Raw genomic sequence first — 13131 nt, 5'->3', positions numbered from 1 at the left:
AACATGATTAGGTTTGCCAACAATACTTTGCATAAAAAACGGAAACGGTTGGAAAGCATAATTCGAGAATGATTCCATGTCCGAGGAGGTACAGGAAATGATCAAATCCCCGATAGCAGCAGCTTTAGGCGCAGCGGTCATCCTGCTGGCTATTTCGCCGCAAGCGAGAAAAACCGTGCGCAATTGGGCCGTCAAAGCAGCCGAAATGGCACTGGATGTAACGGAGCAAGCCAAGGAAGCGGCCGCGGGCTTATCGAAGAATTAACAACCGGCTGCGGACGATGAGCAATCCGGACATTACAGTTTGTATTTCTCAAGCATCGGCACTCCGATGCCGTTCAACAGCTTCTCCAGCAGCATCCAGCTAGCCCGGCGATCGAACGGCAGATGGCGGTCGTAAACCGCGCTGTACTCGATCTCGGCTGCCGCTCCACGGTTTCGTTTGAACTGCGCGGCTCCCGAGCTTTCATGCAGCAGGTGGCAGTTCGATCCGGCAATGCCGAGAAGTACGGCGGACAGCATACGGTACAAGCCGGTTACCTGCGGCAGCGAGGTGTCATAGCCGAATATGGGGGTCGTCATGATTCCGTCGCGGCAGTAATAGCCGAGTACGGCATCGAGGCGGCCGCTTTTTGTATGACGCAGTGCATGCAGCTGCAGCAGCTTCCCGCTGTGGGCCAGCTCCAGAAAAGCTTCGCCGAATTGCGGATTGTAATACGAATATTTATCCAAGTAAAGCGCGCGATACAGCTCCGCCAGCCTTGGCATATCCGCGGCCGTCAGCATTTCCGGACCGATCGCTTCATACCCGTGCTTCTCCAATAGCGCATAATCGCGTTTCAACAACCAGCGGGCTTTCGCATTGGGCGCTTGCGGGCCCTTCTCCCGCCATAAATAAATTTGTCTGCTCGGTACGAGCCGGAAGCCTTTTCGCTGCAGGCGGTCTATCAGATCGCCGTTGATCGTTCGGCATAAGGAGCGGAAAATGATCGTATGCCGCGGAAATTGGTCGAGCAGCAGCTTGATCGCCCCATCCGTCTCTTGTGCGGTCATTTCCGGATACAGATTCGTAGAAAGCAGCCAGTTGTTGACATGAACTGCCCGGTTGAATCGGCTTGCTCTAAGCAACAAACCCAGAGCATGGAGCACGCCGCTCAACACGAATCGCGCCGTGCCGGATTTCAGAAAGTACAGCTCCTGACGGGCATAGCTTGCATAGTGCGTAAACGGCGAGCATACATAGGAGTTGCCGTACTCGGCATCGTTAACCGTCACCGGCAAAACAGTCCGATCTAACCGGAGAGCGTAAACGGTCGTGCTAATGTTGGGAACATAAGTTTCAACCGGCTGCCGGAATAGCGGGAGCAGGAAGCGCTTTGCGTAGTCGCCTTCCGGCGTCTCGGGCCAGTCGATCCGCTCAAACGATTGTTTATCGAATAAGGTCGGGATTCGGTTCAAAAGCGAATCTCCTTTCTACCCGTCTCAGCTTCTTGCTTCCCGGCACAAATGAATAATCGGCGAATTCGATCTCGGGAGTGCGGCAGCCCATTCGCGCGCACAATCCGGCCATCGCTTTCGCTACGTGCTCGCACGTAACCGCCCGGGCATCCTGACGAACGCGCAAATGAATACTCATCAGATCCGGTGCATGGAGCACGACCTGATATTCCTCGATTTCCGAGGATGCTCCAAGCACGGCTCTCGTTATGAAATCCGGAAAGACCCGTACCCACCCTTTGCCGTCCAGTGAAGGAAAATAGTACAGATCGTCGCAGCGGCCTTCGATCGATTGTATGGCCATGAACGGCGATCCGCACGGACAAGGGCCGTCGCGTTCGGTCAGTAGATCGTTCAGCCTGTATCGGACAATCGGCTGGGTCCGTCTGGAGAAGTCGGTGACGATCGGAACGAACTTCGACTGCCCGGGGTCAACGTACTCTTTCTGAATACAGACGATATCTTCATGAATATGGATCGTCCCAAGTGCGCAGGTAGAGCCGAGAAAACCTTCGGTGCATTGGTACACCTGATGCAAGGTTTGTCCGAACGCCTCCTCGATAAAGCTACGGTCGAGCGGATCCAGCGACTCTGCTACCGAGACGATCCGTTCGGGACGAATATCGAGCTTCCCCGTCTTACGGCTCTCGGCCAGCAGCCGCAGCATCGACGGCGGCGCAGCGAGCAAGGTCGGCTGCTGTCTCGCGAGACGGGCCAGATGCTGCGCCACCGGATCGAGCAAATCGTAGAAGACGAACTGCAGCCTTCCCCCGCCGACCGTTCCGTACAAATTGCTGTCCGCGCGTAAAAAGAACGCGATACGATGATCGTCCGCGATCGATCCGGGCAGCACCTTGGCCAGCACCGCTCCCGCCCAGGCCAGCCGTTCTTCCTTGCTGACTAGAAACAGTCCGCGGCTGCCCGACGTTCCCGACGACAGACCGATCGTAATACCGTCCATCATCGGCGTAAAATCGCGCGTTCGTTCAGCCCGCAGCGCAAGAGCAAAAGCATCGTCCTTGCGGATGCCGGCCGTATTCAGCCGGTCGAAATGCTCCATCATCGCGGCTTTGTCGATCACGGGCAGCTCCCGCCATCGCGAAAGGTCCCGTTCTCCCCACAGCTCCCGGTAAAATGGAGATTCGCTCCTCACTCGCTTCAAATGGGCTCTTACACGTTTTTCTTGCCATCGTTCGAGCGATGCCCGATCCGCCCAGCGGCTGCTATGACGTCGTGTCAGCCAATACCGGTATAACACGGCCAATCGGTCCAACGTTTCCATATTCATAGCGGCTCACCGCCCGGAACCCATTCTCGCCAAACTTCCGGACAATGCGACGCGACGAGGCGAAGCTTCGGAAAGCGACGCTTCAGCTCGACAAGCTTCCGGAAGCTGTCCGCGTATTGACGCCGGTCCGGCATAATAAGGCCGGCGATCGGATGCGGCGGCCGGTTCTCGCGAACCGCTCTACCCGACCAGGCCGCATCGGCGCATAGCAAGTAGTCGTGCCTCTCTGTCGCCATCAGCAGCCCGATCTGCCCGTCGGCATGCCCCGGAAGCTCGACCGCAAGCACGCTGCCGTCTCCGAGCGCGTCCAGCGCATAGGGAAACGGAATCTCGGGAGGCAGCGCAATTCGCGCGTCCGGCCGGATCGGTCTCGACCGCTCCTCGAATCGATCCGGCAGCAGGCCCGGCAGGAACGCCCTGCGCAAAGCGGCCAAGCCGCGTAATCGTTTCACTGCGTCGTAAGCCTTCGGCAAGTATACGAATTGCGCGTTCGGAAAGTCTTTCGATCCGGCTATATGGTCGGCATGGAAATGCGTAATAATGATCACGCGCACTTGCTCTGCTGTGATTCCGCAATGTTCAAGCTGGCGCGCGGCGCTGTCCTCCTCGCGAAAGAAGACCGGCGTAACGGCTCGATACAATCTGCCGGGCAGACGGTCCGTTTCCCGCAAAAATCTCCCGGAATAGCCGGTGTCGACCAGCACCGTGCCGAATGTCGGATGCTCGATACAAGCGAATAGAGCCGGAATACGGCAATTGCGTAACGAACCTCCACGAATTGTCACCCATTCGGGATGTGTGCAGTAGCCGGCCGCGAACAGCCGCAGACCGACTTTCTGCGACAGCTGCAAAGGGAGCTTCCCATTATCGTCTTGATGCATGTCCTGCCGCCAATCCTTCATGGTCCGTTGCTCACCTCCTCGCACTAATGCTGATTGCTCCTCCACCGGGCATAAGCCTGCATGCCCTCCCGCACCGTTACGTTCGGCGAATAGCCGAGCTCGCGCCGGGCCGCGCCGATGTCCAGCGTCTGACTGCGGCCAAGCATGCCCGCCATGGCCCGGGTCAAGAGCGGCTCCCGATCGCCGGGAAGCAGCCTTGCCGACAGCTCCATGAGCGCGGCCGCCGCATATGCCGCTGCAAACGGCAGCGGTCTGTACCGCACCGGAAGCTTCAGCAGACCGAATAGCAAGTCGACCGCTTCGGCGAACGGCATCGGTTCACCGTTCGATATATTGTAAATGTTCCCGACTACGGACTCCGGTGCGGCCTGGCAAAGCAGCATCGCCTGCACGGCATTATCGACATAAGTCAGGTCGATTAACGCCGTACCGCCGTCGATAAGCGGAATACCGCGAGTTGCATTGGCTTCGATCAACCGGGGTATAATCGAAGCGTCCTCCGGGCCGAACAGCGCACGCGGGCGGATAATGACCGCCGGCAAGCCTTGCGCGCAAGCATCCAGCACCGCCAGCTCAGCGAGTCGCTTCGTTTCCGCATAAGGACTCGCTTGACGGGCGGGCAATGGGTCCGATTCCCGAACGTTAATCCTGTTCGTGCCGCCGAAATAGACGCTCGGAGTGGATACATGAACTAGCCTCGCTACCTCATGCCTCCTGCACCCGGCAATGACATGCTCCGTGCCCCGTACGTTGCTCTCATAAAATGCGGAGTAAGCGCCCCATGAGGCGGACAGGGCGCCGCAGTGAAAGACCGCGTCTTGACCGGCACATGCGGCTGAAATACTTTCCCGATCCCGCAAATCCGCCTGCACGAAACGGATGCCTTGCCGCCGCAGCTCCTCGCCCTTGGCCGGACGCCTTCCGACAGCGGTCACGTCCCAGCCATCGTCGTGCAGCGCCATGGCGAGCCGTCTCCCGAGAAATCCGGTTCCGCCCGTCACGAGTGCCTTCATAGCAAGCCCCCATTCCATTCGATATCGCAGGTCGACGCCTCCATCATCGTCTGGCCGCGGGCGCGGGCGATCCGGCGCAATTCGTTCAGGAGCAGCAGCTGCTCGCGGAAAGGCCGCGGATCGTCCCGCCGGTATACGACATCGCGCGCCGAAGCGAGCTTCCGCAGCCATATCAGCAAGCTTCGTCCAGGGCCGCCGTTTTTCCATCCCAAGGCGAGCATCGGCACGGCCAGCATTTTCCGCGTCGTCGGCTGCGGCTCGACAATCGTATCGCCGAGCGAATCCGGATCGAACAAGGCATCGGCCAGACGGTCCTCAGGTCCGAATAAATGGATGCCGCTTGTCGCCCGCGGATTGCATTCGATCGGATACAGAACGCCGTCCGCCGACTCGATGAAATCGAAGGCAAGCTGCCCGGTAAAACGCTCGTGCCGGGCAAACGTCCGCACCCACTCCTTCAGCCTCGGATCGTTCAACGGCTCGAAATAAAAGCAGGCTCCGCCGCGGACCGAATAAGTGACGGCATATGCGGCGTGGGCCGCCAGCTTGCCGTCATGCACGATGCTATAAGTGCATAAGCCTTGTCCGCGAATATATTGCTGTGCTACCCATGGATAGCCGCTTCCTTCCGGGACCGGCGATTTCCGTCTATCGATCAAGTTAGCCGATTGCCCGACTGAACCGTAGACTCCGCGTCCGCCCGTTTCTTGGCGGATGATGCGCACCTTGGTGCCGGAGCGGGAAAACTCCGGCTTCAGTACGACGCCGTCCGCCCATTCCGGTATCGTACGAGCCATCGTATCGCTCCACTCCGCCGGACTGGCAAGCAAGCGGGTTGCGGGTACGGCAAAGCCGAGCTCCTCAGCCCGCCGAATGAATAACCACTTGCTGTGCAGCCGTCGCAGCTGGCCGAGCGGCGCCGCGAATACGCGGCATAATCGTTCGAGCCGTTCCAGACCGGAAGAGACATAGAAGATTTCTTCACAAGTCGGTACGATCCAGTCGATTCCTTCCCTCCTGACGATCCGCTCGAGTCCGCTCAGAAATCCTTCCGTGTCCCATGCCGGGCTCGGAACATGAGTACTGCTCGTGACGGCTTTCGAGACGCGGCACAAATGAAACCGCAAGCTTTCCGCGGCATGCACCTCGCAGCCGGCCTCGGCAAGCATTCGGGCCATCTCCAGAGCGACAGGCGCCCGTCCTCCGGTAATGAGCACCTTCGGTCGCTTTGACGGTTTGCCATGCCCTTCGCGCTTCCCCGCATCAAGCCTAATAGTCAAGCACTACGCCTCCCAACGTCATGCCGGCTGACGTGCCGAGCAGCAGCACCCGATCCCCGCGCTCGATCATGCCGCCGCGAATCGCTTCGTGCAATCCCATCGGGATCGAAGCCGCGATCGTATTGCCATGGTTCGGAGTAATGCACATCAGCTTCCCTTCTTCTATTCCCAGCTTGCGGGCAAGCAGCCTCATCGCCATCGCGCTCCCTTGATGCGGGACGACAAGCTTGATGCGGTCGAGCCCGCAGCCGGCCCCGGCCAGCAGCCTGTTCAGAAAATCCGGCAGCTTCTGCGAAGCCATCCGGAACAGCGCATCTCCGTTCATATCGAACAAATAATGGTCGGCGGTATCGGCCGCGTAAGCCGCGGCATGCCTTGCGCTGCCGCCTCCGCGTATTTCCGATAAATGGGCTCCTGCGCTGTACGTCTCCATAGCGGCATATAAAATACGCGACGAATCTTTCGGTCCCGAAGGTCCGATGACAGCTGCCGCCGCTCCGTCGCCGAACAGAGCGGCGCTCTCCTTATGCCGCCAGTTTAACCCTTTCGACGCAACTTCGGTCGCGACCAGCAGTACATGCCGGTACCTACCCGCCGCAACCATGTAGGACATCACATCGAGCCCCGCCACGAAGCTGAGGCAGGTCGAGTTGATGTCGAAGGCAGGCACGCCGGACTGCCGCTGTCCCATCGCTTCCTGTATCAAGGCGGCCGTGCAAGGAATCGGCTGTTCCATCGTGCCGCTCGTACAGACGAGGCAATCGATATCCGCGAATGTAAGTCCTGCCGCATCCAGTGCGGCATAGGCCGCCTTCGCCCCCATCTGCGAGGCGGTTTCATCCTCTATGAAATAACGTTCGACCACGTTCGTTTTTTTGCGTACCCAGCCATCCGGTACACCGAGAGCGGCATCCATATCCGAGTCGGTGACCCGGCGCTTCGGTAAATATTTGCCCGTTCCGGCGATTCGTACTTTGCGATTTTGCATACGCACCTCTACTTTCCGTCGTCAAACTCCATGATGTCGGCTACTTGTATTGTAATGGAATTAGCGCACAGAGGAAGTACTATCTTTTTCTAAGCCCCGGTCTCCTAAACGAAAAAAAGGCAATGCATCAAGCATCGCCTGTCTTCTCCCTATATTGTCGCGAAAGCGACATTGTTTTGGATCGACGTTCCGGTTCCCATATCGTTAATACCGTTCGATTCGGGCGAAGTCGTGCCGAACAACAGCTGATTGCCGTGAATCGTATTGTACTTTTCCGCCGGTGTCGTAATGAGAATCGCATTCGCCGATCCATAACGGATCTCGTATTCCGATGTCGCATCGGGTGCGATCGACCAGTTCGCGCTGCATGTCGCGGTCTTGCTCGCCCCGTTGTACGAGACGATTTTCCGTCTCTGCCCGATGCCCGTCCCTCCGGTAACCGTGATCAGCATGCCGTTGTATTCGTCGTTTGCGGCGGATGCCTCGGCAGCGAGAACGATCGTGGCACCGCTTGCCGATATCGCTTTGCCGGCATGCTTCAGTCGATTGCGGATCGTATTGCCTTGAATGCTGTTATAGCTGGCGGAGGACGTTACGATCACATCGCAGCTGTTGGTCGTTTTCCCGCATTCGTCGATTACGTTGCCTTCGAATAGACAATGGTTCGATTGACTGAGCCGCGCGCTGTTCGATCCGATATTGTAGAAGTGATTGCCCGCCATGACGACGGACGAAGAAAATCTTACATCGATGCCACGATCCGAACTGTTTTGAATTTGATTGCCTTCGACGATGTGGTTGCTGCTTTTGTTGATATGGATGCTCCTTGCCGGGGTATCGATCCAATTGCCGCTGATCCGGACATCGTGCGCCTGCTGGGAGGTAATTCCGCCATTCGGACCGCGGAACCGGCTCGATTCGACGATAACGTGCTTGACCGGCCCGTTCATACCGTTCAGGACCAAGTTACCGCCGGCGTTGTTCTCGAACAAACATCCTGTAATGACGACGCCCGCAACGGCCGTGCCCGAATCCGGCTCGATATCGATGCCGGCTTGGGGAAGCGTGCCGTTCGTATTGCCGAAATAACATTCGCTGAGAAGCACGCCTTCCGCGGCAATGACACTGACGCCTTGCCTGCGGTTGTTATCGCAGCGCACGTTTCGGAAAGTCACGTTGCGGGATACGTTCGTCTTCCCCTGGTAGGAGCCGAGAACCGCTCCGTCGCCCCAGCAGTCTATGATCCGGATATCGCGTATAAGCACCAGATCCGAACCGCCGATGGCGATGCCGTATCCCCATTCTCCCGTCGTGCCGAGATGCTCGTTGCGTTCTCCGACAATGCTGCCTCCGCCTTCCACCGTCACGTTCCGCTTTCCGAAAATATTGATGATCGTATATCGATTGGAAGCGGTCGGTTTGGCTTTCAGAATCGCACCCGGGCTAATGACGATCGTGGTGTCGTCCTTGGCCTGAACTCCCGCATTGAGCTGTCCGGAAGACGTGGCATCGGCGTGGATCATATAAGTCCCCTTCGGGATATGCACTGTCACTCCGCCGTCTCCGATCGCCCGATTGATCGCTTCGGTATCGTCGGTCACCCCGTCTCCTTTCGCTCCGAACCACCTTACATCGACGTATCCCGCATCCCGGATTCGTTTGAATCGCGCTCCGGATACGGAAACTACAATAGTGCCGGTGTTGTCTGCGGATGTCGTATCGGCCGGATCGTACAGAAACGGCCCCTCTTGTCCGGCATCGATGACGTAATAGACGACACCTTCCAGCGGACTCGTTTCCGCGCGCAGCTCTGCAATTGTCGTTGCAAGGCTTGATTCGGCGAACATTAGCCCGTGCTTGCCGCCTTTGCCATACACCGATTTCTGAACGCCTTCTCCCTTCCCGTCCGCATTGCCGATCGATGTGGCGTACATTGCCGCTGCGGCGCCGGTCATGCCTATGGCGGCCAACAGTTTTCTTCTGCTGATTTTGCGCTCTTGGGACATGTGGCATTCGCTCCTTTATTATTGTAAGTGCTTACAAATGATTTGTCACCGCCCGAAATGTTGTATGAATTACTTCTGGGCTTCCTTGATCTTCCGATTGATTTCTTCTTCCACCTCGCGAAGAATCGTATTGACGTCTTTCGTTTGGCTGTAGAAATCTTTGCCGAGAGCCGTCTTGTAGAATACATCTTTGGCGATGCCGTCGTATTTCGTCACGACTGCCGGCTTGCCGATTTTATCCTTCAGGAAAGCCCCCATGTTTTTACCGGAAACGCCCTTCAACTCCTCGGCAAACGCTTGCGTCGCCGCCGGGCTGTTGACGATCGGAACTTTGCCCTGCTTAGCCTTGGCGATCTGTACTTCTTCCGACAGCAGGTAAGAAATCACCTGAAACGCTTCATCCTTATGCTTGCTTCCCGGAGGAACCGCATAGAACGGCGCTATCATCTGCGTCCCGCCGCTCGTTCCACCGCCGAACTGCGGCAATGACACTACGTCCCAGTTCAATCCGGTAGAGGCCGAAGCTTCGATAACGGACGATATGATGTTCGCCCCGGTCCACATCGCGATCGTCTGGTCTTTGTAGAAGCTTAAGTTTTTGTAGTCGTTGTTCGGAAGAAAATAAAAGCCACCCATCACCTCCAGCCATTTTTTCCATTCCGCCGTATTGATCGCCGCCCTGCTCGTTTTCGGATCGACGAAGGGCAAGCCAAGCTGGTTTTTCCAGACGAGATTTTGATGCTGGAAAATAAATCCCTTATACTCCGTGCCGTTTTCTTTGCGCGACACTTTTCGCGCCAGCTCGTACAGTTCCTCCCAGGTCATCCCGTCACGCGGATACGAAACGCCGAATTTGTCGAATATCGCTTTATTGTAGAAAAGGACGTTGCTGTTGAGCTCGAACGGCAGAAACTGCATTTCGCCGGTTTCCGAGTAGGACCGCACGCTTTCCAGTACGCCCGGGATAAAGCGGCTTTCGTCGAACTTGTATTTCTTCATTAGCGGTGCCATATCGGAAATAAGGCCATAGCTTTTCAAATCCCAGAACGAGCCGAGACTGAACGAGAGGAAGTCGGGCAGCTCTCCGGCGGCTACCAGCTTATCCATTTTTTGATCCGCTTCCAGCGTTACTTTCAGCGTGACGTTCGGATATTTCTTCGCGATCAGCTGTTTCTCGAGCTCCAGCCATTTGGTGTTGTCATTCGTATAATAGTGAAGCGTGACGGGCGATGTTAGCGCGGCGCCGGGGACAGCACTTGCTTCGTCCCCGGGTGATTTCCGCTTCTCTCCTCCGTCTTGCGAACAGGCGGCGAGTAGTGACGCACCAATCGCCAGAATGCAGCCCGCTCGGCCATATTTTCTTGTTGCTGTCATCCGCAAATCCCCCATTTTTCTCATTTCTTCCATTCCAGAACTTGTTTGTCTGCGAGCAGCTTCTTCCGCAGCTTTGAATAGTCGACTTCCTGTACGGCGCAGCCTGCTTCCAGAGCGAGCGCAGCCGCCGTCGCCGCCGATTGTCCCAAGATCATGAACACCGGCTCCATACGGATCGAGCCGAAGGCGATATGCGAGGAGGACAAACAGATGGGAACGAGCAGGTTCGTGCATTGCTCCCCTTTCGGTACGATCGCGCGATACGATATCGGATAAGGCGAGCTGGGAGCTACCTCCACATTTCCTTCGTTGATGCATCTCCCGTCGATGACGAGCCTGCGGCAGTTATGGGAATCCATTGTATACGCCGCCAATCCGACCGGGTCGTCCACAACGTCATATCCACGGCAATGATGCTCGGTCATGACGACCTCCGAAATCATCCGGCGCGCTTCCCGGACGTATAGTTGCGGAGTAAAGTGCCCGCTGTCCGAATATTCGTCCGCAGGAAGCCCCCACTCGCCGACTTCCCGGCGTATCGATTCCGGTACCCGTTCGTCATGGCTTAGAAAATACAGCATCCCCAAGTTGTACCGCAGATGATCTTGAAACAGCCGTTCCCGGGTGAGCGGATCGCCTTCCGGCCAATGGTCGCCGCCCCCGATATAATCGGTGGAAACCCCACCGAAGTTGTTCAGATCGGTTTTCCCGTTCGGCATCATTTTGTGCAGGCGCAGTGCGTCCCACACTCCCGCCTGAATGTACCTGGCAAGCAGCGTATAGGTGTCGGGATCGTAGCCGGGCGGCTGCGGGAACGGGATTCGATTGGCCGGCACATTCGTCAGACATATGCGGAAATTGTAAGCTTGCACACTAGCGTCGCCATCTCCTTGCCGCAGTACGGGAGCATCCGTCACACCCGGGATCAAGCCGCTGTCCGGTTTTCCCGGGACCCTGTAAGGATCGACCCAAGCTTTGAAATTATGGTTCGGATGCCCGTAATGAACGCCATTCAGCGTTTCCCGGTATACCGAGTTCGCTTCCCGTCCGACATGATAATCGACTCCGGCGCCTGCCAGCAAATCTCCTTCATACGAGGCGTCAATAAAGGCCGCTGCGCTGAACTCGCTGCCGTTTGTCATGATCAGCCGCGATATTTTCCCGTTCTGCATGTCTACTTTCTTCAACCGTTGATGGAAGTAAACGGGAACATCCGCAGCCTCCAGCCAGTTCATGTAAATTTGTTTGGCCGTGCCCGGTTCGAATGTCCATTGGGTTCCATCCGGCTCTGTGCTTCCATAATGGTTGCCGACCTCGCTGTAAAAATGTCGGGCAATCCCCCCAATCGCAGCTTTGTTGCCAATGTCCGTCGCGCCTAATCCGCCTGTCGTCAGTCCGCCCAAATGACGGCTGGACTCGACCATGACGACTTTCATCCCCATCCGGCGAGCTTGGATCGCAGCGGCAATTCCGGCCGAGCTTCCCCCGAAAATACATAAATCGGCGTTAATCGTTAACGGGTTCGTTTCGACGGCGGGTTCGGCATCGTACTTGATCTTGCTGAAATCGATGATGCGCATGGTTCTCCTCCCCTTGCTGCTTCTGTTAGTTTGTTTTTATATCCGGTTTCAACTCGATTTTATTTAAATCAAAGCTTTATTTCCAGTTGAAGAATACTTTCATTTTAATTAAAATCAAAGGTAATACGATGAAAAATCGAAGGAGATTTCGGATGCGGAAGAAGAAAACAGTCACGCTGCAAGATTTGTCCCGGCACTCGGGACTGTCGGTTCATACGGTTTCCAAAGCTTTGCGCGGTTTGCCCGGCATGTCCGAGGAGACTCGGAATCAAGTCCATAAAGTGGCCCAGGAGATCGGGTACCGGACGAAGGATCAAGAGCGTGTTCACGCGGTCGAACGGATTCCGCTCCACCCCCAAAAGCCTGCCAGGTTCAAAATGGTTGTTTCCGACAAATATGAAACGTTTGATTTGGTGCATCTCATCTTAAGCGGGCTGCAGGAGAAGCTGTCGGAATACGGCCATTCCATCGAAACGGTGACGATTCCATACCGCCTTGAGCCAGATACATTGCTTCAGTGGTCCAAAACGCACCAGTTTGAATATTGTGACGGCGTTTTTGTTACGCCGATGATCGGACAGGCTCAGGAAGCGCATTTGCTGCAGTATTCGATCCCCCGTATACTGATCAACTTCCCGGGTCCTGCGGCCAAGGTCGATAGCGTCGTATGGGATGTCGGGACCGCGATTCATCAATCGGTGCGGCATCTGCTGTCCAAAGGACATAGACGGATCATGTATATCGGGAATATTGACATCCATAGAGGGTTTATATTGCGATGGCAGTCTTTCTTGAGCGCGATGAAAGAGGGCGGGATTCACGTGAACCCGAACGAACATATGACGGGGGGACTGGGAGGTCAAGAAACATGGTCCGCCCAGTTGGTCGAGAAGCTGCGGCAATTCCAGCCATCAGCCATCTTGAGCGCGATCAATCACGAGCTCGTCTGGATCTATCACGCCTGCAGCATGCTCGGCAAACGAATACCCGACGACGTTTCGCTGATCAGTCTGGCGCATGCCGAGAACGCCTTCGTCCCCGAGCTATCGCGGCCGACGCTCATGATCCGGGAATCGGGAATCCGCGCCGCCGAACGCATGTTGTGGCGAATGGCGAATCCGCATCTTCCTTATGAGCATACTTTGCTGCAGGGCGGCTATTATGAGGGGACGACTGTAAAGTCGATTTGATCCGGTTCACCGC

The 13131-nt window shown here is 56.5% G+C and carries 11 protein-coding genes; 2 read left to right on the top strand and 9 right to left on the bottom strand.

The window, feature by feature from the left end; all coding sequences use genetic code 11:
• Positions 1 to 97: 97 nt before the first annotated feature.
• Positions 98 to 265 (top strand): hypothetical protein, encoded by a 168-nt coding sequence (locus FE783_RS37900; protein ID WP_202916126.1) that lies wholly within the window; start codon positions 98 to 100, stop codon positions 263 to 265.
• Positions 266 to 297: 32 nt separating this feature from the next.
• On the opposite strand, the gene FE783_RS05065 is transcribed toward FE783_RS37900, so the two are convergent.
• The 9 genes from FE783_RS05065 to FE783_RS05025 form a co-directional block, all read right to left on the bottom strand.
• Positions 298 to 1458: a GNAT family N-acetyltransferase gene (locus tag FE783_RS05065; RefSeq protein ID WP_138878232.1), complete on the bottom strand. Its 1161-nt coding sequence runs from the start codon at positions 1456 to 1458 to the stop codon at positions 298 to 300.
• Positions 1430 to 2785, bottom strand: coding sequence for a F390 synthetase-related protein (locus FE783_RS05060; protein ID WP_238402860.1), 1356 nt, complete (start codon positions 2783 to 2785; stop codon positions 1430 to 1432). Before FE783_RS05060 ends, FE783_RS05065 begins: the two co-directional genes overlap by 29 nt.
• Positions 2782 to 3687, bottom strand: a complete 906-nt coding sequence (locus tag FE783_RS05055; RefSeq protein WP_138878231.1) for an MBL fold metallo-hydrolase — start codon at positions 3685 to 3687, stop codon at positions 2782 to 2784. Before FE783_RS05055 ends, FE783_RS05060 begins: the two co-directional genes overlap by 4 nt.
• Before the next feature lie 23 nt (positions 3688 to 3710).
• Positions 3711 to 4700 (bottom strand): NAD-dependent epimerase/dehydratase family protein, encoded by a 990-nt coding sequence (locus FE783_RS05050; protein WP_138878230.1) that lies wholly within the window; start codon positions 4698 to 4700, stop codon positions 3711 to 3713.
• Positions 4697 to 5980, bottom strand: a complete 1284-nt coding sequence (locus FE783_RS05045; protein WP_138878229.1) for an ATP-grasp domain-containing protein — start codon at positions 5978 to 5980, stop codon at positions 4697 to 4699. The genes FE783_RS05050 and FE783_RS05045 overlap by 4 nt, the downstream gene beginning before the upstream one ends.
• On the bottom strand, positions 5970 to 6968 hold the full coding sequence (locus FE783_RS05040) for a beta-ketoacyl-ACP synthase III (protein ID WP_138878228.1): 999 nt from the start codon (positions 6966 to 6968) through the stop codon (positions 5970 to 5972). The genes FE783_RS05045 and FE783_RS05040 overlap by 11 nt, the downstream gene beginning before the upstream one ends.
• Before the next feature lie 149 nt (positions 6969 to 7117).
• A complete protein-coding gene (locus FE783_RS05035; protein ID WP_138878227.1) occupies positions 7118 to 8974 on the bottom strand; it encodes a right-handed parallel beta-helix repeat-containing protein in 1857 nt (618 codons plus the stop codon).
• A 69-nt stretch (positions 8975 to 9043) separates the two neighbouring features.
• Positions 9044 to 10348 (bottom strand): ABC transporter substrate-binding protein, encoded by a 1305-nt coding sequence (locus FE783_RS05030; protein ID WP_158301634.1) that lies wholly within the window; start codon positions 10346 to 10348, stop codon positions 9044 to 9046.
• 20 nt (positions 10349 to 10368) lie between these two features.
• Positions 10369 to 11928: an FAD-dependent oxidoreductase gene (locus FE783_RS05025; RefSeq protein ID WP_138878225.1), complete on the bottom strand. Its 1560-nt coding sequence runs from the start codon at positions 11926 to 11928 to the stop codon at positions 10369 to 10371.
• A gap of 152 nt (positions 11929 to 12080) precedes the next feature.
• Between FE783_RS05025 and FE783_RS05020 the strand changes: the two genes are divergently transcribed.
• Positions 12081 to 13118, top strand: a complete 1038-nt coding sequence (locus tag FE783_RS05020; protein ID WP_158301633.1) for a LacI family DNA-binding transcriptional regulator — start codon at positions 12081 to 12083, stop codon at positions 13116 to 13118.
• Positions 13119 to 13131: the final 13 nt, after the last annotated feature.

This window comes from Paenibacillus mesophilus (assembly GCF_005938385.1).
Lineage (GTDB): Bacteria > Bacillota > Bacilli > Paenibacillales > NBRC-103111 > Paenibacillus_AB > Paenibacillus_AB mesophilus.
The sequence above is the reverse complement of the archived record's forward strand: the minus strand, read 5'-3'. Positions and strand labels throughout refer to the sequence as shown.

What these genes read in the sequence shown, in the direction of transcription:
- FE783_RS37900 (WP_202916126.1), top strand. Translation starts at nt 98, where the DNA reads ATGATCAAATCCCCGATAGCAGCAGCTTTAGGCGCAGCGGTCATCCTG.
- FE783_RS05060 (WP_238402860.1), bottom strand. Translation starts at nt 2,785, where the DNA reads ATGAATATGGAAACGTTGGACCGATTGGCCGTGTTATACCGGTATTGG.
- FE783_RS05055 (WP_138878231.1), bottom strand. Translation starts at nt 3,687, where the DNA reads ATGAAGGATTGGCGGCAGGACATGCATCAAGACGATAATGGGAAGCTC.
- FE783_RS05050 (WP_138878230.1), bottom strand. Translation starts at nt 4,700, where the DNA reads ATGAAGGCACTCGTGACGGGCGGAACCGGATTTCTCGGGAGACGGCTC.
- FE783_RS05040 (WP_138878228.1), bottom strand. Translation starts at nt 6,968, where the DNA reads ATGCAAAATCGCAAAGTACGAATCGCCGGAACGGGCAAATATTTACCG.
- FE783_RS05035 (WP_138878227.1), bottom strand. Translation starts at nt 8,974, where the DNA reads ATGTCCCAAGAGCGCAAAATCAGCAGAAGAAAACTGTTGGCCGCCATA.
- FE783_RS05030 (WP_158301634.1), bottom strand. Translation starts at nt 10,348, where the DNA reads ATGACAGCAACAAGAAAATATGGCCGAGCGGGCTGCATTCTGGCGATT.
- FE783_RS05025 (WP_138878225.1), bottom strand. Translation starts at nt 11,928, where the DNA reads ATGCGCATCATCGATTTCAGCAAGATCAAGTACGATGCCGAACCCGCC.
- FE783_RS05020 (WP_158301633.1), top strand. Translation starts at nt 12,081, where the DNA reads ATGCGGAAGAAGAAAACAGTCACGCTGCAAGATTTGTCCCGGCACTCG.